The organism is Zoogloea sp. GW822-FHT05C07 (genome assembly GCF_058800215.1).
In genome coordinates, this window is the sequence record NZ_CM179510.1 from 3,369,166 (window position 1) to 3,392,996 (window position 23,831).

At 65.2% G+C, this 23,831-nt stretch carries 22 protein-coding genes; 19 read left to right on the top strand and 3 right to left on the bottom strand.

Going from position 1 to position 23,831, the window contains the following annotated elements; genetic code table 11:
• Positions 1-97 precede the first annotated feature (97 nt).
• From AC3QL2_RS15680 to AC3QL2_RS15740, 13 genes are all read left to right on the top strand, one after another.
• On the top strand, positions 98-475 hold the full coding sequence (locus AC3QL2_RS15680; RefSeq protein ID WP_493231398.1) for a hypothetical protein: 378 nt from the start codon (positions 98-100) through the stop codon (positions 473-475).
• A 117-nt stretch (positions 476-592) separates the two neighbouring features.
• The gene (locus tag AC3QL2_RS15685) at positions 593-1,021 is read left to right on the top strand and encodes an STM2901 family protein (protein WP_493231399.1); all 429 of its coding nucleotides are present in this window, start codon (positions 593-595) and stop codon (positions 1,019-1,021) included.
• Positions 1,018-1,392: a DUF1493 family protein gene (locus AC3QL2_RS15690; RefSeq protein WP_493231400.1), complete on the top strand. Its 375-nt coding sequence runs from the start codon at positions 1,018-1,020 to the stop codon at positions 1,390-1,392. Before AC3QL2_RS15685 ends, AC3QL2_RS15690 begins: the two co-directional genes overlap by 4 nt.
• Before the next feature lie 151 nt (positions 1,393-1,543).
• Positions 1,544-1,732, top strand: a complete 189-nt coding sequence (locus AC3QL2_RS15695; protein WP_493240415.1) for an STY0301 family protein — start codon at positions 1,544-1,546, stop codon at positions 1,730-1,732.
• Positions 1,733-1,787: 55 nt separating this feature from the next.
• Positions 1,788-2,813 (top strand): hypothetical protein, encoded by a 1,026-nt coding sequence (locus AC3QL2_RS15700; protein WP_493231404.1) that lies wholly within the window; start codon positions 1,788-1,790, stop codon positions 2,811-2,813.
• Positions 2,814-2,966: 153 nt separating this feature from the next.
• Positions 2,967-3,554, top strand: a complete 588-nt coding sequence (locus AC3QL2_RS15705; RefSeq protein WP_493231405.1) for an HD domain-containing protein — start codon at positions 2,967-2,969, stop codon at positions 3,552-3,554.
• Between the two features lie 20 nt (positions 3,555-3,574).
• Positions 3,575-4,324 carry an SDR family oxidoreductase gene (locus AC3QL2_RS15710; RefSeq protein ID WP_493231407.1) on the top strand — a complete coding sequence of 250 codons (750 nt, stop codon included), beginning with the start codon at positions 3,575-3,577 and terminating at the stop codon, positions 4,322-4,324.
• A 261-nt stretch (positions 4,325-4,585) separates the two neighbouring features.
• On the top strand, positions 4,586-6,622 hold the full coding sequence (locus AC3QL2_RS15715) for a TonB-dependent receptor (protein ID WP_493231409.1): 2,037 nt from the start codon (positions 4,586-4,588) through the stop codon (positions 6,620-6,622).
• Positions 6,623-6,655: 33 nt separating this feature from the next.
• Positions 6,656-6,871, top strand: a complete 216-nt coding sequence (locus AC3QL2_RS15720; RefSeq protein ID WP_493231411.1) for a hypothetical protein — start codon at positions 6,656-6,658, stop codon at positions 6,869-6,871.
• 54 nt (positions 6,872-6,925) lie between these two features.
• Positions 6,926-7,864 (top strand): chromate resistance protein ChrB domain-containing protein, encoded by a 939-nt coding sequence (locus tag AC3QL2_RS15725; protein WP_493231412.1) that lies wholly within the window; start codon positions 6,926-6,928, stop codon positions 7,862-7,864.
• The gene (chrA, locus tag AC3QL2_RS15730) at positions 7,861-9,222 is read left to right on the top strand and encodes a chromate efflux transporter (protein WP_493231413.1); all 1,362 of its coding nucleotides are present in this window, start codon (positions 7,861-7,863) and stop codon (positions 9,220-9,222) included. The genes AC3QL2_RS15725 and chrA overlap by 4 nt, the downstream gene beginning before the upstream one ends.
• A gap of 45 nt (positions 9,223-9,267) precedes the next feature.
• Positions 9,268-10,497, top strand: coding sequence for an MFS transporter (locus tag AC3QL2_RS15735; protein ID WP_493231415.1), 1,230 nt, complete (start codon positions 9,268-9,270; stop codon positions 10,495-10,497).
• Between the two features lie 200 nt (positions 10,498-10,697).
• Positions 10,698-13,991, top strand: a complete 3,294-nt coding sequence (locus AC3QL2_RS15740) for a PAS domain S-box protein (protein ID WP_493231417.1) — start codon at positions 10,698-10,700, stop codon at positions 13,989-13,991.
• Positions 13,992-14,017: 26 nt separating this feature from the next.
• Here AC3QL2_RS15740 and AC3QL2_RS15745 read toward each other — a convergent pair whose 3' ends face one another.
• Positions 14,018-14,632 (bottom strand): methyltransferase family protein, encoded by a 615-nt coding sequence (locus AC3QL2_RS15745; RefSeq protein WP_493231418.1) that lies wholly within the window; start codon positions 14,630-14,632, stop codon positions 14,018-14,020.
• 135 nt (positions 14,633-14,767) lie between these two features.
• On the opposite strand from AC3QL2_RS15745, the gene AC3QL2_RS15750 reads away from it, so the two are divergent.
• From AC3QL2_RS15750 to AC3QL2_RS15770, 5 genes are all read left to right on the top strand, one after another.
• Positions 14,768-15,304 carry a DUF2058 domain-containing protein gene (locus AC3QL2_RS15750; protein ID WP_493231420.1) on the top strand — a complete coding sequence of 179 codons (537 nt, stop codon included), beginning with the start codon at positions 14,768-14,770 and terminating at the stop codon, positions 15,302-15,304.
• Between the two features lie 112 nt (positions 15,305-15,416).
• The gene (locus AC3QL2_RS15755; protein WP_493231422.1) at positions 15,417-16,772 is read left to right on the top strand and encodes a saccharopine dehydrogenase NADP-binding domain-containing protein; all 1,356 of its coding nucleotides are present in this window, start codon (positions 15,417-15,419) and stop codon (positions 16,770-16,772) included.
• Positions 16,759-17,175 carry a hypothetical protein gene (locus tag AC3QL2_RS15760; RefSeq protein WP_493231423.1) on the top strand — a complete coding sequence of 139 codons (417 nt, stop codon included), beginning with the start codon at positions 16,759-16,761 and terminating at the stop codon, positions 17,173-17,175. Before AC3QL2_RS15755 ends, AC3QL2_RS15760 begins: the two co-directional genes overlap by 14 nt.
• 5 nt (positions 17,176-17,180) lie before the next feature.
• Positions 17,181-18,296, top strand: coding sequence for a glutathionylspermidine synthase family protein (locus tag AC3QL2_RS15765; protein WP_493231424.1), 1,116 nt, complete (start codon positions 17,181-17,183; stop codon positions 18,294-18,296).
• A gap of 9 nt (positions 18,297-18,305) precedes the next feature.
• Entirely contained in the window at positions 18,306-18,683 is a 378-nt protein-coding gene (locus tag AC3QL2_RS15770; RefSeq protein WP_493231426.1) for a DUF350 domain-containing protein, read from the top strand.
• Here AC3QL2_RS15770 and AC3QL2_RS15775 read toward each other — a convergent pair.
• Positions 18,680-19,891, bottom strand: a complete 1,212-nt coding sequence (locus AC3QL2_RS15775) for an MFS transporter (protein ID WP_493231428.1) — start codon at positions 19,889-19,891, stop codon at positions 18,680-18,682. The two genes, AC3QL2_RS15770 and AC3QL2_RS15775, sit on opposite strands and share 4 nt — an antisense overlap.
• A gap of 165 nt (positions 19,892-20,056) precedes the next feature.
• On the opposite strand from AC3QL2_RS15775, the gene AC3QL2_RS15780 reads away from it, so the two are divergent.
• Positions 20,057-20,833 carry an AraC family transcriptional regulator gene (locus tag AC3QL2_RS15780; protein WP_493231429.1) on the top strand — a complete coding sequence of 259 codons (777 nt, stop codon included), beginning with the start codon at positions 20,057-20,059 and terminating at the stop codon, positions 20,831-20,833.
• Here the strand turns inward: AC3QL2_RS15780 and AC3QL2_RS15785 are convergent.
• Entirely contained in the window at positions 20,826-23,789 is a 2,964-nt protein-coding gene (locus tag AC3QL2_RS15785) for a bifunctional diguanylate cyclase/phosphodiesterase (RefSeq protein ID WP_493231430.1), read from the bottom strand. The two genes, AC3QL2_RS15780 and AC3QL2_RS15785, sit on opposite strands and share 8 nt — an antisense overlap.
• Between the last annotated feature and the right edge of the window lie 42 nt (positions 23,790-23,831).

The window sequence follows — 23,831 nt, forward strand, 5'->3', positions numbered from 1 at the left end:
TCCAAAAAACTACATGTCATGGATTGTGTCGCTGCAATGCGAATGTAATATGTCGCGGCGGCATTCCGCTTCTTCGCATTCATCGACAGGAGAATCCATGGCAACCGTTCTGAACACCCGCATCCCACCGCAAACCGTCCAGGCCGACATCGACGCCTTCGTCGGCCTCAAGGGCATCATCGGCTACACGCCGGTCAACCAGGACTATTCCCTCGACGCCGTCGGCAGTCTGCACGACGCCCTGCGCAAGGCCCAGGAAACCGAGATCCACGCCCAGAACGCCCTCGCCGCCGCCCGCGACGCGATGGACGCCATCGAACGCGACTTCCACGACGCCATCCTCGGCGTCAAAAGCCAGGTCAAGGCCCAGTTCGGCCCCGATTCTGATCAGGTTGCAGCGCTGGGGTTGAAGAAGAAGTCGGATCGCAAGAGGTCTCCGACGCGGATAGCGAAGGAGGCGGCCAGTACCGCGTGAGGCTGTGCTGTCGGGGCGCGCTTCTTTGAACGCAATGGGAAGGTCTGTGACGAATGGGCCCTCCCGCTCAACCTAAGCTGTATTCGTAAAGTCGAGATCAATTAGTCAGGAAGGCAGATGTCAAACCTGTACTCATATGATGCCCATGTCAATCTTACCCGCGAAGAATTGTTCTTCTGGATTGGTGTGGATCAGACGCTCAAGCAACTTGGAGGTGCTGACGTTGCAGCCGCCGTCGCAGTTCTTTCTGGGCAGCCGTTCTTGCCAACCCGAGGAAAGTTTGCGGGTGCCACAAAAGGAACGTCAGTTGCATCCGTCGTATCCAGGCATTTGATCAAGCAGCAACTACCGTTTGTATTGCCAACGCTGACCGGCGCGAGTCTCTCCACACTCAAGATTACATTTACAAGAAGCCTTGGTGCGTTTATTGGCCGGCTTGTCCCAGGCGTCGGATGGACGGTATTGGCATACGATGTTGTTCAGATCATGAGCAATACTGTTTTTCAGTACAACTCACGGGCTATGAAGGAAGACAAGCTGTGGTGAGCAGGGACGACGCTATCTGGCCGCATCTCATTGCCCTCGTGGAAACGCTTCCGACCCAAGGCATCTCGCGTGTCCTGGGCTCGCAAGTACTCACAAGAGAAACCGATCTGGTGCTCGATCTCGGACTGGCCGGAGACGACGCCTTCGAGTTCATGGAGCGCTATGCGGCCCTCTTTGGTGTGGAGCGGGGAGACTTTGATCTATCGAATTACTTCGAAGCGGAGGGGCTATGGCTTCTCCCCAGCCTCCGGAAGCAAAAGCCGAAGATGAAGATAACGCTGGGCATGCTCGAATCGGCTGCGCGAGACGGTGAATGGCGGTCTGCCAATCTTTGCCAGTTGTCTTCTTCGTCGGGTGGGGCCGTTGGTTAGTGTGAGGAACACGATTGGATTCGCATGTGCGTGGTTGGCCGTTCTGCCGTTCGGGGCTTACGGTCAGCACTCCGAGTGCCCCAGGTTCGATGGCGACAGGAACAACGTACTGACGAATGGTCGCTTGTTCGATGGGGCCGTTGCCGAGAACGTGGAGTTGGTGCCGGATAATGAGCATGGCGCGACTTGGGATATCCGTGGGTATCAGGCAACAGATCGGCAACTCGTCTTGCGCTGTGAATACAGGAATCGCTCCAGTATTGAGATTCCTGTCGATCACCTGGCCAGTCGCTGTTACGTGAAGGGCCGCGCACGACTGAGGGCGTGGTGTGGGAAATAGCAGAGGGTTCATCCCAAGCGCCGTCGTGATTGATCGATCAATTTTTGGAAACGCCATGCCCCGCAGATTTACCCTGTCCATCATTGCCTGCATGGCAATGCAATCCAGCACAAGCTACGCCGCTCAATCCGCCAGTGATTTGCTGAGTGAGTTTGTGCCCTTGATCAGCCGGGTACGTGGCGCGATACGTTATCAATTTGAACAAGGCAAAGGGTGTCTTCCGTGGTCGTCGCTTGCCCGTGATCCCAAGCTGGATGCCAGTGACAAGGCCACGGTCGATTTTGCTTTCACCGCGGAGCAGGTCAGGCAGTTGGGGGAGCCGTCCGCGGAGAAGATCGGGGCGCTTCTGGCTCCGAAGGCAAGAGCGGAGGGCTTTGTCATGGCCGCCATTGGTACGTGTGAATCGGACCCGTCCATCAGCGATACGGTTTCACCCAATGTCATCACCTTGGTCCTCGAGCGGCGTGACGGTGAGGCGGTGAAGATGAGGTTTCCCTTTCAGCAAAGCAGCGACGGGAAGCTGGCCTACATCACAGGCAAGGCCAGCGTTGGTCCCACGGAACCGCTGGTGTTCGGGGCTCCCAGGTCGGCTGACGCTCAGCAGTCGATCGCCATAACGGAACAAGCCCAGGCATTCGAAATCACCGTTCCGGTTTCCAGCTTGTCCATTCGCCTGCCAAGAGCCGGTTTCAAACGGGAGTTGCCGCGGAACGTGAGCGGTGCGACGGCGAGTCCCAGGTATTTCATATTCAGCGATGATGCACGGGGCATTCGGCTGTCAGGGTGGTTCGAGCCAGCATCCCGATTCGAGGGTGTTAAGGAAAGCCCGCCCACCGTGCTGCGGGGCAGGACGCTGGCGCATCAGAATGTTGTCAAAAGGAAGACCGGCGACTGGGACACGGTGGAGTCCGATCAGGTCGATGGTTCGCTCCATGTCAACATGACCAACATCCATGCGCATGTGGTCCGGGCGGGCAGCTGGATCGAGCTGCATCTCTCGATGAATTCCGCGCAGCCTCTGGCCACGCAGCGCGAGCAGCTTGTCGAAGTCCTCCGTTCAATTCAGATCGTTGAGCGATGATGAGGGTGTGGATCTGCGTGGCCTCATACGGGGGCGGGTTTCATCGGTGCGACGATTCATAGGAGCGGCCTCCCGCGTGCGCCGCTGACCGGGGGCGCCGACGCCCTTCTGCTAGACTCGCCCATCCCCCAGTCTCAAAGAAAGCACGGCAAAGTGATCTCGTCCGACCTGGAACGGCAACTGGCTTTCCTCAAGGAAATCGACCGTCTCAAGAGCGTCGTGCGCCTGTCGCCGCTCATCGATCGTTCGCGCCGCGAGAACAGCGCCGAGCATTCGTGGCACCTGGCGATGTATGCGCTGGTGCTTGCCGGGCATGCGGCCGGGACGGTCGATGTGCAGCGTGTCGTGAAGATGCTGCTGATCCACGACATCGTCGAGATCGACGCCGGTGATGTGCCTTTCCACGTGCCGGCGACGCATGTCGGGCAGGACGAGCGCGAGCGGCTCGCCGCCGAGCGTCTGTTTGGCCTGTTGCCCGATGCGCAGGCGGCCGAGTTCCGTGAGCTGTGGTTCGAGTTCGAGGCGGCGGAGAGCGACGACGCGAAATTCGCCAAGGCCCTCGACCGCTTCCAGCCGATGCTGCACAACGCGGCGACGGACGGCGGGACGTGGGTGGAGTGCGAGGTGACGCTCGAACAGATCAAGTCGCGTTGCCAGCCGCCGATCGAACGCGGCGCCCCTGCCTTGTGGGAGGCCGCGGTCGGAATGGCCGAGGCGCACTACCGCAAGCGCTCGCCCTGATAGCGCCGATGGAGGCAGGCATGGACCGAAAGATCATCCTGATCACCGGCGGCTCCCGCGGGATCGGCGCGAGCATTGCGAGGCTGGCGGCTGAGCGGGGCTACGGGGTGTGCCTGTCGTTCGTGAAGGACAACTCCGCAGCGGATGCCCTGGTCGGGGAGATCAACGCAGCCGGCGGGCTGGCGCTGGCCGTGCAGGCCGATGTGTCCCGCGAGGAGGACGTGCTGCGCCTGTTCGCGGAGATCGATAGCCGTTTCGGGCGGCTGGATGCGTTGGTGAACAATGCGGGCGTGCTGGACGTGCAGATGCGCGTCGAGGACATGAGCGCCAGCCGGATACGGCGTGTCTTCGAGACGAATGTGCTGGGCAGCTTTCTGTGCGCGCGGGAGGCGGTGCGACGGATGTCCACGCGCCATGGCGGTGCCGGCGGAGCCATCGTCAATCTGTCGTCCCGCGCGGCGCGCCTCGGTTCGCCCGGCGAATACGTGGATTACGCCGCCTCGAAGGCAGCCGTCGAGACGCTGACCGTGGGCCTGGCCAAGGAGGTGGCGGCCGAAGGCATCCGCGTGAATGCAGTGGCGCCGGGGATCATCGATACCGACATCCATGCCTCGGGCGGCGACCCCGGCCGGGTCGAGCGCCTCAAGAGCGGCATTCCGATGCAGCGTGGCGGCTCGCCGGACGAAGTGGCGCGGGCGGTGCTGTGGTTGTTGTCGGAGGAGGCGTCGTACACGACTGGCGCCGTGCTTGATGTGGCGGGTGGGCGGTAAGCAGCCTTCCAAAGTGTGTGCCAGGTGATCGATTGTCTGATCGAACTCTGTGCAGGATTGCTGTGGATGCCCGCTGAAAGCCGCTGTCTGAGCGTTGGCACGATAGTTGTATGATTATTTTTAAAATGATCATACGAGTGCGCGATGCAGGCCTGCTGCGGTTTCCGTGGTGGCCGGGTGTCGTGGCAATCCTTCCTGATGACGTCCGGCAAACGCAAAGAACGAAACCGTTTCAGGCAATTCCTCCTGGCCTCCGCTTGTATGGGGGCGTCCGGGGCCCACGCGGGCGGCATCCAGACGCTGGATGTGGTCGAGGTGAGCGCCAGTGATGCGCAGGATCTGGTCGGTGTAGCCAGCGCGGCGTCGGAAGGGAACGTGACGGCGCGGCAGCTGGAGAACCGTCCGTTGCTGCGTCCGGCGGAGGTGCTGGAGGTCGTGCCGGGGCTCATCGTTTCCCAGCACAGCGGCGACGGCAAGGCCAACCAGTATTACCTGCGCGGCTTCAACCTGGACCACGGCACCGATTTCGCGACCAGCCTGCTGGGCATGCCGGTGAACATGCCGACCCATGCGCATGGGCAGGGCTATTCGGACCTGCAGTTCCTGATTCCCGAGCTGGTGGACAGCATGCAGTACCGCAAGGGGCCGTATTCGGCCGACGCGGGGGACTTCGCATCGGCGGGATCGGCGGCCATCGATTACGCGCGCAAGCTGGATCAGGACTTCGTCGATCTGTCCGTCGGTAGTCATGGCTATCGGCGTGCGCTGCTGGCCGGATCGCCGGCCGTTGGCGACGGCCATCTCCTCTACGCGCTGGAGTGGGCCGGAAACAATGGCCCGTGGTCGATGCCGGAGGACCTCGACAAGCTGAACGGGCTGCTGCGCTATTCGCAAGGGACGCGCGCCAACGGCTGGTCGGTGGCGGCAATGGCCTACACCGCCAAATGGGCTTCGACGGATCAGGTACCGCTACGCGCGGTGGAGGCCGGGCTGATCTCCCGCTATGGCAACCTGGACTCCAGCGACGGTGGCCGGACCCATCGCTACAGTTTGTCCGGCGAGTGGTCGCGCAAGGATGAGCGCGGCTGGCTGCGCGGCAATGTGTACGCGATGGATTACGGCCTCAACCTGTGGTCCAACTTTACCTATTGCACCCTCGGCTGCAATCCGGGCCCCGGCGACCAGTTCGAGCAGGAAGACCGGCGCAAGGTGTATGGCTTCAATCTGGCGCAGACCTGGTACGGCGACTGGCTGGCCCAGGGCACGGACTTCACGCTGGGCCTGCAGTCCCGCCTCGACGATATCGGCAAGCTCGGCCTGTACACGACGACCGCGCGGCAGCGCTGGGGCACGGTGGCGCAGGACCGCGTGCGGGAAAGAAGCATCAGCCTCTACGCGGAGAGCCAGGCCCAGTGGCTGGACTGGCTGCGTAGCAGCGTCGGCTGGCGCAAGGACTTCTACGCGTTCGATGTCAGCGCCGATACGCCGGCCAATTCCGGCAAGGTGGATGCGAGCATCGGCAGCCCGAAGCTGTCGTTGATCTTCGGGCCTTGGCGCAAGACCGAGTACTACCTGAACATGGGCTACGGCTTCCACAGCAACGACGCCCGCGGCATCACCGTGAAGACCAACCCGGATTTCCGTGATCCGGGCTTTGGCACGCCGGTGGCGGGTTCGACGCCGCTGGTGCGCACCAAGGGTTACGAGGTGGGCGTGCGCAGTGCGCTGATCCCCGGCCTGCAGACCTCCTTGTCCCTGTGGCGGCTGGACATCGCGTCGGAACTGGTGTTCTCCGGCGACGCCGGCACGACGGAGCCGAGCTTTCCAAGCAAGCGGACGGGGATCGAATGGGCCAACTACTGGATGCCGAACGCGGCGACCATCGTCGACGCCGACCTGTCGATCTCGAAAGCGCGCTATACGCGGGTGGACGACAGCGTGCCGGGTGATGATGTCCCCGGTGCGATCCGCAAGGTGGCGTCGGTGGGGGTGAGCTACGACGCCGGTGGCAGGTGGTCGGGCGGGGCGCGCCTGCGCTATTTTGGTCCGCGCCCCTTGATCGAGGACGATTCGGTGCGCTCGAAGGGCTCGACGCTGGTCAGTCTGCGCGCCGGCTACCGGATAGATGCGCGCCTGAAGCTGTCTCTCGATGTACTCAATGCGTTCAACCGCAAGGTCAGCGACATCGATTACTACTACAGTTCGCAGCTGAGCGGCGAGGGCGCCCCGGTGAGCGACATCCACACCCATCCGGCGGAACCCCGGACTTTCCGGTTGTCACTGCGGGTCGGCTTCTGATGTAGCGCGGGCAACCGGAGAAAGGAAGACGCGATGAAACGGAAGCCAGCCTTCGCCCTCGCATCGGCGATCTTCTGTGCGGTCGCGTTGGCGGCACCGGCGCCCTGGTATTTGTGGCGCAGCAAGCTGAACGGCAAGATGTTCTGCACGCAGACCTCACCGGGAAGCGGGTGGGAGAGGATCGGCGGCCCGTACCGGGATGTCCGCTGCGAGAAACCGGGGATGCCCGGCTCAACGCTCAAGAATTAAATGTAAAATCAGAACAAGTTTGTAGAGTAGTTGACGTTAATGTAGTGTGTATTCATGAACACATGGATTGCACTCATCACCAGCCTGCCCACCGAGAACGCCACCGCCCGCATGCGTGCGTGGCGCAGCCTCAAGGCGTCGGGCGCGGCCGTCCTGCGGGATGGCGTCTATCTGATGCCGGAACGCGAGGATTGCCGGGGCACGCTGGATGCGGTCGCCACGGATATTCGCGGTGCGGAAGGGACCGCGCTGGTGGCCCGCCTCGAAGAGCCGGGCGATGGCAACTTCGTGGCCCTGTTCGACCGCAGCGCCGACTTTGCCGATCTGCTCAGGGACATCGCGATTGCCCGGGACGGCCTCGCTCCGGACACGGCGAACGAGGCGCTGAAGCAAGCGCGCAAGCTGCGCAAGACCTTCGCCAACCTGGCGGCCATCGACTTCTTTGCCGGAGAAGCGCAGCGGCAGGCCGACGAGGCCTTGCGTGACTTCGAACAGCGGGCGGCCCGCGCCCTGTTCCCCGATGAGCCGCAGCCGATGGACGACCCCGTCGCCCGCCTGAATATCGCGGACTATCAGGGGCGATGCTGGGCGACGCGCCGCCGCCCCTGGGTGGATCGGCTGGCCAGCGCGTGGCTGATTCGTCGTTTCATCGATCCGCAGGCCACCATCCTGTGGCTGCCGTCGGCTACCGACTGTCCCGCCGATGCGCTGGGCTTCGATTTCGACGGCGCCACCTTCACCCATGTCGGTGCCCGGGTGAGCTTCGAGGTGCTGTTGGCCAGCTTCGGTCTCGAAAGCCCGGCCCTGCAACGCATGGGCGCCTTGGTCCATTTCCTGGACGTCGGCGGCGTGCAACCGCCGGAGGCTGCGGGCATCGAGAGCGCCCTGGCCGGCCTGCGTGACATCCTCCGCGACGATGACCGGCTGCTGGCGGTGGCCGGCAGCCTCTTCGACGGACTCCTGGCCTCCTTCGAGAAAGGCCCGAAAGCATGAACACGACCCTGACCGCCAAGACCGAGCCCCGTGACGAGCCGCCCGCCGAAGTCAGCTTCTGGCAGGCCTTCCTGTTCTGGCTGAAGCTCGGCTTCATCAGCTTTGGCGGCCCGGCGGGGCAGATTGCGATCATGCACCAGGAGCTGGTGGAGCGCCGGCGCTGGATTTCCGAACGGCGCTTCCTGCATGCGCTCAATTACTGCATGGTGCTCCCCGGGCCGGAGGCGCAGCAACTCGCCACCTACATCGGCTGGCTGATGCACAGAACCTGGGGCGGCATCGTGGCCGGCGGGCTGTTCGTGCTGCCGTCCCTGTTCATCCTCATCGGCCTGTCGTGGGTCTATGTGGCGTATGGTGATGTGCCGCTGGTGGCGGGCCTGTTCTACGGCATCAAGCCGGCGGTCACCGCCATCGTCGTGCAGGCGGCGCACCGCATCGGCGCCCGCGCGCTGAAGAACAACGCGTTGTGGGCGATTGCGGCGGCGTCCTTCGTCGCCATCTTCGCTCTTAATGTGCCGTTCCCGGCTATCGTCGCGGCGGCAGCGGCCGTCGGTTACTTCGGTGGTCGTATCGCTCCGGACAAGTTCAAGGCCGGGGGCGGGCACGGCAAGGCGGACAAGTCCTTTGGCCGCGCGTTGATCGACGACGACACGCCGACGCCGGTGCACGCCCTGTTCGCCTGGCACAAGTTGCTCCGTGTGGCGCTCATCGGCGGCCTGCTGTGGCTGGTGCCGATGGGGCTGCTGGCCGCCGGCTACGGCTGGGACCACACCCTGACCCAGATGGGCTGGTTCTTCACCAAGGCCGCGTTGCTGACCTTCGGTGGCGCGTATGCGGTGCTGCCCTACGTTTTCCAGGGGGCGGTCGGGCACTACGGCTGGCTGACCGCCCCGCAGATGATCGACGGTCTCGCCCTCGGTGAAACGACGCCGGGGCCGCTCATCATGGTCGTCACCTTCGTCGGCTTCGTCGGCGGTTACGTGAAGGCGGTGTTCGGCCCGGACAGCCTGTTCCTGGCCGGTGCGGCCGCGGCGACGCTGGTCACCTGGTTCACTTTCCTGCCGTCCTTCATCTTCATCCTGATCGGCGGCCCCTTCATCGAGACGACCCACAACGACCTGAAGTTCACCGCCGCGCTGACGGCGATCACCGCGGCGGTGGTCGGGGTGATCCTGAACCTGGCCCTGTTCTTCGGTTACCACGTGCTGTGGCCGAAGGGCTTCGAGGGCGCCTTCGAGTGGGTGTCAGCCCTCATCGCGGTGGGTGCAGCCATCGCTTTGTTCCGCTTCAAGGCCAACGTGATCCACGTCATCGGCGGCTGCGCGCTCATCGGCTTCCTGGTGAAGACCTTCCTGTGAGCGGCGACAGGCGCGCGATGACACCGGCTGATTGCGGAGGCTGACGTGCTCGGTCGTTTGCTGCTGCCTGCGGGCGTCGATGCGGCGGTGCTGCCGCTGCTGGTGGGCAAGGCGCTGCGGGCATTTGCCGATGGCTACGTGGCGGTGCTGCTGCCGGCCTACTTGCTGGCGCTCGGTTTCGGCACGCTGGATGTGGGCATCCTCAGTACGGCAACCTTGCTGGGCTCAGCATTCGCCACACTGGCGGTGGGGGGCTGGGGTCACCGTTTCCCGGGTCGGCGCCTGCTGCGTGGGACGGCGCTGCTGATGCTGGCGACGGGGCTGTCCTTCGCCTGTCTGTCGGCCTTCTGGCCGCTGCTCCTGGTGGCCTTCGTGGGCACGCTGAATCCGAGTTCCGGGGACGTCAGCGTGTTCCTGCCGCTTGAACATGCCCGCCTGGCGGAGTCCAGCCAGGGCACCGCGCGCACGACCGTGTTCGCGCGTTATTCCCTGCTGGGGGCGCTGTTCGCCGCGCTTGGCGCGTTGGCGTCCGGCGTGCCGCAGCTGCTGGTGGCAGCGCTTGGCATCGAACGGCTGTCCGCCTTCCGCGTGATGTTCGCGTTCTACGGGCTGGTTGGCGGCGTCGTCTGGCTGCTGTATCGACGGCTGCCGGTGACGCGGCCGGAGTCCGGCGTGGTGGCGCCGCAGCCGCTGGGCGAATCGAAGGGTGTGGTTGTCCGGCTGGCGCTGCTGTTCTCGGTGGACTCCTTCGCCGGCGGCCTGGCCATCAACGCGTTGATGGCCCTGTGGTTCTTCCAGCGTTTCGACCTGTCGCTGCTGGCCGCCGGGCGCTTCTTCTTCTGGGCTGGGCTGTTGTCCGCCGCGTCGCAGCTCATCGCACCCAGGATTGCCGAGCGTATCGGCCTGGTGAACACGATGGTGTTCACGCATATTCCGGCCAGCCTGTGCCTCATTGCGGCGGCCTTCGTGCCGAGCTTGCCGCTGGCTTTCGCGCTGCTGTTCGTGAGGTCGCTGCTGTCGCAGATGGACGTGCCGGTCCGCAGTGCCTTCGTGATGGAGGTGGTTACGCCGGCGGAGCGTGCCGCCGCGGCGAGCTTCACGGCGGTTCCGCGGAGCCTGGCCTCCGCCATCAGTCCGACCGTGGGCGGGGCGATGTTTGCCGCCGGCTGGCTGGCGGCGCCGCTGGTGGCCTGCGGGGTGTTGAAGATCGGCTACGACCTGATGCTGTGGAAGGCCTTCCGGCAGCACGGCAAGCCACCGGATCGGCGGGCCTGAAACCCGGCGCTTGAGGCCTGCCCGCTGCTCGGGGGCCGTGGCGAGGCAGACCCTTCATCCGCGTGTGGAGACTCTCCTTGACTCGCTCCAGTCCCTGGCCGAAAAATGGGCGCTCAGCCGAATTGCTCCAGTGAAGTCTTCGGCCCAGGCCTGCGGGCATGCAATCGCTCGTTGGATACCTTCTGGATAGGTCCGCCCCAATGAAATTTGCCGAGCTTGTTGACGTCAAGCAGTTGAAGGCGCTGTGCGAGAGCTTCACGGCGGCGACAGGCGCCGTCACCGCGATTCTCGAGCTCGATGGCGAAGTGCTGGTGGCGACGGGCTGGCAGGACGTCTGTACCAAGTTCCACCGCTGCAATTCGGGGACGGCGCAGCGTTGCCTCGAGAGCGACACCATTCTGGCGGGCCGGCTGAAGGAGGGTGAAACCTACAACGTCTACAACTGCCGCAACGGGCTGGTTGATGTGGCGGTGCCCATCAAGGTTGCCGGCGAGCACGTGGCCAACCTGTTCACGGGCCAGTTCTTCTTCGAGAAGCCGGATCTGCCGTATTTCATCCGCCAGGCCCACGAGTTCGGCATCGAGGAACAGGGTTATCTCGAAGCGCTGAAGAAAACCCCGGTCTTCTCGCGCGAAAAAGTGCAGTCGATCATGACCTTTCTGACCGACCTGGCCAAGATCATGGGGGAAATGGGCTTGGCCCGGTTGCAGATGCATCAGGCCAACCAGGCCTTGCAGAGTGCAGCGGCCATCATCAATTCGTCCTGGGACGCGATCATCGGCAAGACGCTGGACGGCACCATCACCAGCTGGAACCCGGCGGCGGAGACGATCTTCGGCTATTCGGCAGGTGAGGCGCTGGGACAATCCGCCGGCATGCTGTTTCCGGCGGACTTGCAGGGGGGCGGGGAGATCCTGTCCCATATCCTCGCCGGCGAGACTGTGAGCAATCACGAGACGCGGGGAGTGTGCAAGGACGGCACGATCATCCACGTGTCGGTGACGATTTCGCCCATCAGGGATGCCGATGGCACGATCGTCGGGGCGTCGACGATTGCTCGCGACATCACGCCGCAGGTGATCGCCAAGCGGGAGTTGTCGAATGAACGCAGCTTTCTGCGCACGTTGATCGATACGCTTCCCGACCTTGTCTGGCTGAAGGATCGGGACGGCGTGTATCTGCGTTGCAACCAGCGCTTCGAGCGGTTCTTTGGGGCCACGGAGAAGGCGGTCATCGGCAAGACCGATTACGACTTTGTCGGCAAGGCGTTGGCGGACTTCTTCCGTGAGCATGACCGGCGGGCCATGGAAAGGAACGGGCCGAGCGTCAACGAGGAGGAGATCAGCTTCGCGTCGGACGGGCATCGGGAGATCCTCGAAACCACCAAGATTCCGATGCTCGACGAGAATGGCGGCCTCATCGGTGTGCTGGGCATCGGCCACGACATCACGCAGCGCAAGCTCTCCCAGCTGGCGCTGGAAAACAGCGAGAAGCAGCTGCGTTTTGTGCTTGAAGGGGCCGAGCTCGGCTTCTGGGACTGGAACCTGGAGACCCGCACGGTCGAGCGGAACAGACAGTGGGCCGTGATGTTGGGTTATACCCATGAGGAGATCCAGCGCACGACCCAGCAGTGGACCGATTTTATTTACCCCGATGATCGTGAGCGCGCGTGGAACTCCATCGACGCCGTCCTCAAGGGGCACTCCGAGATGCACAGGATCGAGTACCGGATGCTCCATAAGGACGGGAGCGTGAAGTGGATTCTCGATCAGGCGCGGGTGATGCAGTGGGACGAGGACGGCCGGCCGCTACGCATGTGCGGCACGCATACCGACATCACGCCGCGCAAGCAGGCGGAGGCCATCCTCGAACAGCGGGAGGCACGCTACCGCCACCTGGTGGAGAGCCTGCCGGACATCGCGTACACCTATTCCGTGCTGCGCGGGGGCATCTATTATTCGCCGCGCGCGGTGGATGTCTTCGGCCATTCGATGGAATACCTGCTGTCCCATCCTTTCCTGTGGGCCGAATCGATCCATCCGGAGGACCAACCACGCGTCGGGGCGGCCATCTCCCGGCTGCTCTCCGAGCAGACGCCCTTCAGCCTGGAATACCGCATCCGCGACAGCGCAGGCCGCTGGCGCTGGTTCTTCGATCGCTCCATCGGGATCCGGCTTGAAGCGGGCGACATCCTCATCGAGGGGCTGGCGATGGACATCACCGAGACGAAGGCGATCCAGGATGAGCTCGCCCAGCACCGCGATCATCTGGAGCGGCTCGTCGAGGAACGCACCCAAGAACTGACCTGGGCCAAGAACCAGGCGGAGACGGCGAACGTCGCCAAGAGCGCCTTCCTCGCCAACATGAGCCACGAGATCCGGACGCCGCTGAACGCCATCATCGGCATGGCGCATGTCCTGCGCCGCGGCGGCGCGACGGCGCCGCAGATCAACAAGCTGGACAAGATCGAAGCGGCCGGGGCGCATCTGCTCGACGTGGTCAATGTGATCCTCGACCTGTCCAAGATCGAGGCCGGCAAGTTCGAGCTGGATGAGGCCGCGCTGAATGTCGAGGAGCTGACGGACAACGTCGTCAGCATGATCGGGGGACGCATCAAGGCCAAGGGGCTGCGGCTTGAAACGGACATTCCGCCGATGCCCCGCGGGCTGCTCGGGGACCGAACACGCCTGCAGCAGGCCCTGCTCAACTATCTCGGCAATGCGGTGAAGTTCACCGCCGCCGGCCGCATCGTGCTGCGGGCCCTCCTCGTCGAGGACGGGCCGGAGCACAGCCTGCTGCGCTTCGAGGTCAGCGACACCGGCATCGGCATCGCGCCAGATGTCATCCCGCGCCTGTTCTCTGCCTTCGAACAGGCCGACAACTCGATCAGCCGCAAGCACGGCGGGACCGGCCTCGGGCTGGCGATCACCCGGCGCGTGGTCGAGCTGATGGGGGGCGAAACCGGCGTGACGAGCGAGCTCGGCAAGGGCAGCACCTTCTGGCTTACGGTGCGCCTGCGCAAGGCGGTGAATGCGGTCCATCAGGACAGCGTGCCCGGAGGCAACGACGCCGAGCAGATCTTGCGGCGGGACTTTGCCGGCGCGCGCGTGCTGCTGGCGGAGGACGACCCGGTCAACCGCGAGGTGTCCCTGTCGATGCTGGAGGACGCTGGCCTGCAGGCCGATGTGGCCGAGGACGGGGCCGAAGCCCTCCATCGTGTGTGCAGCCAGGACTATGCGCTGATCTTGATGGACATGCAGATGCCGAACATGGATGGCCTCGAGGCGACACGGCGCATCCGGCAACTGACGGAAGGAAAGCGCGTCCCGATCCTGGCCTTGACCGCCAACGCCTTTGCGGAAGACCGGCTGCGCTGCGCGGAGGCGGGCATGGACGGATTCGTGGCCAAGCCGGTGGACCCGGAGACGCTGTTCGCGGCCTTGCTGGAGTGGCTGCGCAAATCGGCCGCGGTGCCCGAGACGCCGCATTCCTGAGCCGCACCGGCGGCAGCGCGGCGCGCTCAGCTTTCTTCCAGGGCCCGGGCTTCCAGCCGGTGGCGGGTGGCTTCGTCCAGCGCTCGTCCGCGCCAGGGGATCAGGGCTGGCACGATGCGGCGATAGGCCCCGTAGGAATCGGGGTGGCGGCGCAGGATGCGCTTCTCCTCGATGCGGCTGCCGACCACCAGGTAGGCGCTGATACACAGCGCCGAGACCAGCCAGGGCGCGCTCATCTGCCGCGTCCAGATGAACACCAGCATCAGGAAATACCACGGGTGCCGCACCCGGCAGTGCCACGGGCTGAAGGTCAGCGGCCAGGTTTCCTGGCGCAGGCCGAGGAAGGCCGGCATCGAGTAGAACTTCAGCGTGTGCATGAAACCCAGCACCGCGGCGGCGCCGAGGCCGTTGCGCAGCCAGACCAGCCAGGCGGGCTCGTCGAACAGCGGCGTGGCAGGCAGGCCGGCGAGGAGCGCCAGCGGCGCGGCAATCGTGATGACGGCGAGAAGGTTGAAGGCGAGCCGCCCGTGGCGCCCGAACAGGCGTTCGAGGGTCGTCCCGGCCAGCAGGCTGTGGAGGGCGCCGAACAGCAGCCAGCTGGCGGCCAGCAGCGACAGGCGGGGCAGGTCCGTATCGTTCATGGGCGCATGGTGCATGAGTTTGTGTGGCGCAGAACATGCGCGGGCTGGCGGCGGCGACTTTTTGTTATGCTGCCGCTCTCTTTTCGGCCGGACTTGCAGCGCGGCCTAATCACCTTATTAGACGGAGTGGCGCAGATGGCGTCTTTGCAGGAACAGTTCTTGAAGGCCGGTCTGGTAGACCCGAAGAAGGCCAAGAAGGTCCACCAGGACAAGACCCGGCAGCAGAAGATCGAGCGGCGTACCGGCACCGAGAGTGTCGACGAGGCGCGCGTGGCGGCGCAGGAAGCCCAGCGCAAGAACGCCGAGCGGGCCCGCGAGCTCAACGCCCAGCGCGATGCGGCGGCTACCCAGAAGGCGATCGCCGCACAGATCGCCCAGATGGTGCAGCAGAACCGCCAGCAGAAGGGCGGCGGCGACATCGCCTACAACTTCACCCACGACAACAAGATCAAGCGGGTCTACGTGTCGGCCAAGGTGCGCGACCACATCGTTGCCGGGCACCTGGTGATCATCTGCCGCGGCGACGTGACCGAACTGGTGCCGAAGATCATCGCCGCCAAGATCGCCGAGCGCGATCCGTCCATCGTCGTGGAGATCAAGCGGGCCACCACCGAGGTGGACGAGGACGATCCCTACGCCGACTTCAAGGTGCCGGACGACCTGATGTGGTGATTCTGGGGGCTGCCGATCGGGCGGTTTAGCGGTCCGGTCGGCGGCGCCCAGTTTGCGGTAGCCGCCGTCGTGCTCACGTTATAATCCGCTCGTCATTTTTTCGGGCGATGCGGTGCGTATCCTCTTGATCGGCTTCGGCAGTGTCGGACAGGCGCTGCTGCCATTGTTGCTGCGGCACTCCGGGCTGCCGGCGGCGAAGATCGCGGCGATTGCCGCAGATGAGCGCGGCCGGCCGGTGGCCGACGCTTTCGGCATCTGCCTCGAAAACCGGCCGCTCACAGCGGACAACCATCGCGAGATCCTGCACGGCCGTCTGCGGCCGGGGGATGTGCTGCTTAACGTTTCCGTCGAGGTGTCGTCGCTGGCCTTGATGGGCTGGTGTCGTGAGCACGGGGTACTTTACCTCGATACATGCATCGAGCCCTGGGCCGGCGGTTATGCCGCGGCGGATGCGAGCACGACCAACCACGCACTGCGCAAGGCTGCGCTGGCGATGCATGTGCCTGGTGCACCGACGGCCGTGATTGCCCATGGGGCCAATCCGGGGTTGATCAGCCATCTGGCCAAGGAAGGGCTGCTGGAACTGGCGTCGATCCGCGGCATTCCTGTCCAGACACGTCCTTCCTGGGCCGGGCTGGCGTGTGCGCTGGGCGTCCGGGTCGTGCAGATTGCCGAGCGGGACACCCAGCATGCCGGCACGGTGCTGCCAGCCGGGGGCTTCCATAACACGTGGTCGGTGGACGGTTTCCTTTCCGAAGCCTGGCAGTGCGCGGAACTCGGCTGGGGCAGCCATGAGCCCTGTTTGCCGTCGGATGCCCATCGGATGGCGGATGAGTCGGGAGCGATCCATCTGGATGCCCATGGCGCGGAGGTCCGCGTGAAGTCCTGGCTGCCGTCCTGCGGCGAGCAGTCGGCCTGGCTGATCACCCATCACGAAGCCCTGTCCCTGGCCGCCTTGCTGACCCTGCGGAACGACGCGGGCAGGACCGTCCATCGTCCCACCGTCTATTACGCCTATCGGCCGTGTCCTGCGGCGGCCCGTTCGCTGGAACGCTGGACGGCCAACAGCTTCCTGTCGCCACACCACAAGCGGGTGCTGGGGGACGAGCTCACGAATGGCTTCGATCAGTTGGGTGTCCTGTTCGTCTTCGATGGCGGGGCTTACTGGTACGGCTCGACCCTCTGCCTCCACGAGGCCCGCGCGCTGGCGCCCCACAACACGGCGACGTCCCTGCAGGTGGTGGCTGGCATTCTCGGCGCGCTGGACTGGATGCTGGCGCATCCGGCGGCGGGCGTGGTCGAGGCAGAGTCGATGGATCACGCGTGTGTGCTGGCGGTGGCCCGTCCATACCTTGGAACGGTATCCGGCGTGCTGACGGACTGGCAGCCCGGCCCGGCGGGGGCGTTGTCATTCAAGAATTTTCGGCTGTCGTCGGCCATGAGGGAGCACGAACTTGAAGCGGTCTAAGAGAATTCCCCTGCTGGTGATCGGCACCGCAGGCTTGCTTGCCGGCTGTGACGGCGGCGGTGACGTGCAGGAACTCAAGCAGGACTTCTATGCCGGCCGGGAGGCCTGCGAGAAGGACTGGGGGCGCGACCCCCGCAACTGCCAGGAGGATGGTGGCGCCGGCGGTGGTCATGGCAACAATTCAAATGCCCGTGGCAACAGTTCGACCTATGCGGGGCCCCGTTACTACTGGGACCGTTCGGCGGGGCATCCGGTTGCCGTCTCGCCATCGGGGGAGACGCGGGTCGTCAGCGATTCCTACCTCAGCCGCGGTGCGCCGTCGACGGCGCACGGAACGGTGGTCAGTTCGGTGAGCCGCGGCGGCTTCGGCAGTTCCGCTCACGGCTTCTCGGCGGGGGGCTGACGACGATGGAGCGTCTGCCCATTTCACCGCGTCCCGATTTCGGACGGCGGCTGGAGGCCGTCGGCCTGTCCTTCCATTCGTGGGACAACTACTGGAAGGAAGATGTCTGCTACCGCTTCACGGCGGCCCAGGTGGACGAGATCGAAGCCGCCACGCAGGAACTGCACGCCATGTGCGTGACTGCCGCCCGCCGCGCCGTTGCCGATGGGCGCCTGGCGCAGTTGGGCATTCCGGAGGCTTTCCACAAGGCTGTGGCGGATTCGTTGGCGCAGGACGAATTCAGCCTCTACGGCCGTTTCGATCTGGCCTATGACGGTGTGAATCCGCCGCAGCTGCTGGAGTACAACGCCGACACGCCAACCTCCCTGCTCGAATCGGCGGTGGCCCAGTGGTACTGGCTGGAGGACTGCCGGTCGGATGCCGACCAGTTCAACTCGCTCCACGAACGCCTGGTGGCGCAATGGCAGCACCTGCCCGGCACAGGGGTAGTCCACCTGGCCTCCCTGCGGGGCAACGAGGAGGATTGGGTATGTACCACCTACATGCAGGACGTGGTGGTGCAGGCCGGGCGCGAGGCACGGCACATCCATGTCGAGGACATCGGTTGGGATGCCGTGCGCCGGCGCTTCGTCGATCTGGACGGACAGCCGATCGACACGCTGTTCAAGCTCTATCCGTGGGAGTGGCTGATGCGCGAGGACTTCGGTCGCCACATCGTTGGTGGCGGCACGCGCTTCGTCGAGCCGATCTGGAAGTCCGTGCTGGCCTGCAAGGGCCTGCTGCCGCTGCTGTGGGAGCTGTGTCCCGGCCATCCCAACCTGCTGCCGGCCTATTTCGAGCCGGGACGCCTCAAGTCCTACGCGCGCAAGCCCTTGTATTCACGCGAGGGCGCCAATGTGGCGCTCTACGCCGACGGGCGTCTGCTGGCCCAGGATGCCGGCCCCTATGGTGCGGAGGGCGTCGTCTACCAGGGGCTAGCGGTCATTCCCGAGTTCGACGGCAAGTATCCGGTGCTCGGTGCGTGGATCGTCGGCGGCGAGCCGGCAGGCATGTGCATCCGTGAGGACGTTTCGCCGATCACCACCAACATGAGCAACTTCGTGCCCCATTACTTCGAATAAGGACGAGCCGTGAGCGCCTTTCTTGCATTCATCAGCTATTTCGCCGCAGCGGTGGTCCTGCTGGCGGTATTCGTGGTGGCCTATGTCCACCTCACGCCCTACAGGGAGTTCGAACTGATCAGCCGCAACAACCAGGCGGCGGCGATCTCCCTGTCGGGGGCCATCCTCGGTTTCACCTTCCCGCTGCTGTCCTCGATCTACTACACCCAGAGCCTGCCGGAGATGGTCCTGTGGGCGGTCATCACCGGCGTGGTGCAGTTCGCCGTCTTCCTCGTGCTGCGCAGCAAGGCGGCGCAGATCGAGGCCGGCGACACCGCGCCGGCGATCCTGTTGGCGACGCTCTCCATCGCAGTGGGCCTGATCAACGCGTTGTGCATCAGCCACTAGGGCTGCGTCGCGGCGCGCCGGCTCTTCGGCAGCAGGGCCACGACGATACCGAGCAGCGGCAGGTAGGCGATGGCGTGGTAGACGGCGTCGATGCTGGTCTGGTCGGCGAGCAGGCCCAGTACGGCGGCGCCCAGGCCGCCCATGCCGAAGGCGAAGCCGAAGAACAGGCCGGACACCATGCCGACTTTGCCGGGCATGAGTTCCTGCGCATAGACGAGGATCGCCGAGAAGGCTGACGACAGCACCAGGCCGATGACGATGGTCAGCACGGTGGTCCAGAACAGGTCGGCGTGGGGCAGGATCAGCGCGAAGGGGGCGACGCCGAGGATCGACGCCCAGATCACCGGCTTGCGGCCGACGCGGTCGCCGATAGGGCCGCCGAGGATGGTGCCGGCCGCCGATGCGAACAGGAAGGCGAACAGGTGCACCTGGGCGCTCTGCACAGACAGGCCGAACTTCTCGATCAGGTAGAAGGTGTAGAAGCTGCTCAGACCGGCGATGTAGAAGTACTTCGAGAAGATCAGCACCAGCAGTACCGCCACGGCGCCGAGCACCACCTTGCGCGGATAGGGCGACTCCACCGGTGGGCGGCTGCGTGCGCCGCCGGCGATGTGGTGGGTGGCGTACCAGCGGCTGACTTGCACCAGCAGCGCGATGCCGAGCACCGCGGTAAGGCCGAACCAGGCCACGCTGTGCTGCCCGAAGGGCACGATGACGGCGGCTGCCACCAGCGGGCCGACGGCGCTGCCGGTGTTGCCGCCGACCTGGAAGACCGACTGGGCCAGCCCGTGCCGCCCGCCCGAGGCCAGGCGGGCGATGCGCGAGGATTCCGGGTGGAAGATGGCCGAGCCGGTGCCGACGCAGGCGGCGGCGAGCAGCACGGCCTCGTAGCTCGGCGCATAGGCGAGCAGCAGCAGGCCGAGGAGGGTGGCGGCCATGCCGAAGGGCAGCGAATAGGGCTGCGGCTTCTTGTCGGTGTACAGGCCGATCAGCGGCTGCAGCAGCGACGCGGTCAGCTGGTAGGTGAGGGTAATAAGGCCGATCTGCCCGAAGCTGAGATGGAAGGAGCCCTTCAGCAGTGGGTACATGGCGAGGATCAGCGACTGCATCATGTCGTTGATGAAGTGCGAGGTGCTGATGGCCCCGAGGATGCCGAAGGCGGCTTCGCCGTGGCGTGCCGGCAAGGGCGGGGCGGACGGTTTGGTCATGGTGCGGGCTCTCTGTGCGGCGTGGCGGCCCGGTGTCGCTGAGGGCTGCCCGCGCTGTTGTGGTATGTCTCGACGTCCGCTGATTCTAGAAATACGATGCATGCCTGTCTCACGCCATTCGGCCGTTGAGTCTCTAGAAAAAGACATTGTTCGCCGCACGCCTTCATGACCGTGAAACCTCTTTTCGAGGCGCTCGCCGAGATCGACGCCAATACCGCCCCGGTGAGCTGCCGGGCGACGGACTACCCGGCCGGCTGGGAGGTGGCGCCCCACGCCCACGGCAAGCACCAGCTGATCTACGCAGTGCATGGGGTGATGGCGGTGAAGGCCGATGCCGGGCAGTGGGTGGTGCCGCCGACGCGGGGCATCTGGATGCCGGCGGGCATGACCCACGCTATCCAGTGCATCGGCATGGTCAATATGCGCAGCCTGTTCATCCTCCCGGACGCGGTGCCCAACCTGCCGGGCGAGTCCTGCGTGGTGGGCATTTCAGCCCTGCTGCGGGAGCTGATCCGCGCGGCGGCGGACGTGCTGGCGCCCTACGCGTCCAATTCACGCGACGGCCGCCTGATGCGGCTGATGCTCGACGAGCTGCGCACGCTGCCGGTGCTGCCGCTGCACCTGCCGATGCCGCTCGAGCCCCGTTTGCTGGAGATCTGCACGCGCCTTCAGCAGCGCCTGGACGACGTGTCCACGCTGGGCGACTGGGCGGCGCACCTGGGCGTGGATGTGAAGACCATCCAGCGCCTGTTCCAGCGGGAGACCGGCATGACCTTCGGCAAATGGCGCCAGCAGGCACGTCTGCTGAAGGCACTGGAGCTGCTGGCCAGCGGCGAGCGGGTTGTCGACATCGCGCTGGCCCTGGGTTACGACAGCCCCAGCGCCTTCACGACGATGTTCAAGCGGCAGTTCGGGCAGACGCCGAGCCAGTTCTTCAGCTAGCCGTGGTGGCCGACCAGGCCCAGCGTTCGAATTCGTCGCCGGGCAGTGCGGGGGCGTACAGGTAGCCCTGGGCGTAGTCGCAGCCGGCGGCGATGAGCAGATCCCGCTGGGTGGTGGTTTCCACGCCCTCGGCGACGACCTTCAGGCCCAGCGTGTGGGCCATCACGATGATCGCCTCGCACAGGGCCCGGTCGTTGGCGTCGCTGCCCAGGTTGCGCACGAAGCTGCGGTCGATCTTGAGGTAGTCGATGTCGAAGCGCTTGAGGTAGGACAGCGACGAGTAGCCGGTGCCGAAGTCGTCGATGGCCACCTGGATGCCGGCATCGCGGAAGCCCAGCAGCTTTCCGTTGATGCGTGCCTCGGCGTGCAGCAGCAGGCTCTCTGTGATCTCGATGACCACCCCCTGGCCGGGAATGCCGTGTTCGGCCAGGTATTCCGGCCAGTGGGCCAGCGCGCTGCCGTCGTGGCGGATCTGCGCCGGCGAAGTGTTGATGCTGATCTGGAAGCTGTGGTCGAAGCGGCTGCGCCATTGCCGGGCCTGCAGCGCGGCCTGCCTGAAGACCCAGTCACCGATTGGAATGATCAGCCCCGTTTCTTCGGCCACCGAGATGAACTCCAGCGGGCCGGTCAGGCCGTGCTGGGGATGCGCCCAGCGGATCAGCGCCTCGGCCTTGCAGACCCGGCCGCTCGCCAGTTCGACGATGGGCTGGTAGTGAATGCGGAACTCGTCGGCCGCCAGCGCGTTGCGCAGGTCGCTGCTGAGGTGCAGGCGCTTCTGGGCGGCCTCGTGGAGGTCGGGGGTGAAGTAGCTGAAGCGGTTGCGGCCGGCATTCTTGGCCGCGTACATGGCCTGGTCGGCGTTCTTGAAGAGGATGTCGAGCTCGCGGGCGTCGCTGGGGTAGAGGGTGATGCCGAGGCTGGCGGAGACGAAGGCCTTGTCGGCGCCGAGCAGGAAGGGGCTGGACAGCTTGTCGATGAGGGCGTGGGCGATGCGCTCGACGCTCTCCATGTCGTCCACGCAGGACAGGATCACCGTGAACTCGTCGCCGCCCAGCCGGGCCACCGTGTCGGAGGCGCGCACGCAGGCGCCGATGCGCCGCCCGGCCTCGATCAGCAGGACGTCGCCCTTGTCGTGGCCGAGGGAGTCGTTGACCTCCTTGAAGTGGTCCAGGTCGATCAGCATCAGCACCATCGAGCGTCCGCTGCGGTCGGCCAGGCGGGCTTCGTGCTCCAGGCGGTCGTAGAACAGCTGGCGGTTGGGCAACTGGGTCAGGGAGTCGAAGTTGGCCTGTTTCCAGATCGTCTCCTCGAAGGCGACCCGGTCGGAGATGTCCCGTCCGACCGCCAGCACGCTGGTCACGTTGCCGGTGCTGTCCACCTCGGCGGCCAGGTGGATGAGGCTGCAGCGTTCCTGGCCGTCCCGGTTGTGCCACTTGAGCTCGAACTGGGTGTTGCCGTTGCCGGCCAGTACGGCGCGGATCTTCGACTCGTAGAGCTCTGCGTTGCTGCCGCCGGGGACCTCGCTTGGCCGTTTGCCGAGCAGCTCGCGGGGGTGCTGACCGGTGGTGGCGCAAAAGGCCGGGTTGGCATAGGTGCGCCGGCAGTCGCGGTCGTAGCGGGTGATGGCGTCCGGCGAGTTCTCGATGAGGGTACGGGACTCCTGTTCCCGGGCGATGAGGGCGGCGGTGCGCTCCTGTACCGTGTTTTCGAGGGACGCGTTGATGTGGTTGATCTGGCGGATTTTCTGGCTCACCGCATCGTTCATGGCGATGAAGCTCTGGGTCAGGTCGGCCAGTTCGTAGTCCATGGTTGTCTTGTCGAGCAGCAGTAGTTCGTCGTCTTGCAGGACGATGGGGTGGGCGCTGTCGGTGACGCCGCGGAAGATACGGCTGAGGGTGGTCAGCGGGCGGGAGATCGAGGTGGAGAAATACCAGGCCAGGGGCAGTACGAAGGCCAGGGTGGCGGCGGCGATCAGCCCCAGGATGCGGATCATCTCCCAGATGTTGGCTTTGACGATGGCCTTCGAGCGCAGCGTGGCGATGCTGCCGACGGGCTGCCCGTCCCGCTGGAGCGGAATCAGGCCCTGGTAGTAGCCGACGCCGTCGATGGTGATTTCATTCAGCGCCAGCGGCGCCGTGGCGTCGATGGCATCTGCCGGCTGGCCGTTGCGGTCGGGCTGGTGGTAGCGGGCCAGCGTGCCGTGGCGCAGGCCGTCGGGGGTGAACACATTGATGTCGGTGTCGGTGCGCCGGGCCAGTTCGTGGACGAAGCCTTCATCGAGGCCGTGGGTCATGACGATCAGGCCGACCTGCCGGCGTGGGGCGTCGGCCATGATCGGTACATGGACCTCTATCGACAGCCCGTCGTCGACCCGCGTGTAATGGGCGTCGGTCTGTGCCGGCAGCGGGTGGCCGAGCTCGGGGCGGAGGGACGGCAGCAGTGGCGCCGGCTTCAGCTGGAGGGCGCCATCGTCGTCACGCAGCGGGCCTTCCGCCATCATCAAGCGGAGCTCCGGGCTCCTGTCGATGAAGCCCGTACGTTCAAGGCGCCCGTCGATGCGGGTGAAGGCGATCAGGCGGCCGTTGGCGTCATACAGCGCGATGCCGCTCGCGCGGGCGCTCTCTCGCGTCGCCTGGAGCTCGTGTGCCAGCTGTTGATAGGCGCCGGGCGGGGGCTCGCGCTCGGGGTTGGCTGCGGCGTATCGGGCCAGGGCGTGGAGCGTGCTGCCCAGCTTGCGTTGGGCGATCAGCTGGTGGGCCGCATCGAGCAGCGCATTGCGGCGTTCGTCCAGCTCATCGGAGATGATCGTCGCGGCCTTCTTCAGCTGGCTGCGGGACTGCTCCAGGTACTGGGTGCTGATCACCAGGGACACGGCCGACATGTAAGCCAGCGCCGTCGCCGTGCTGATGACGACGGCGCTGAGCAGCAGTCTGTTCCGGAGTTTGCGGATTCTCATGCCGACGTGTTCGCGTGGGATGCCTGGCCCGGTCGGCTGCCG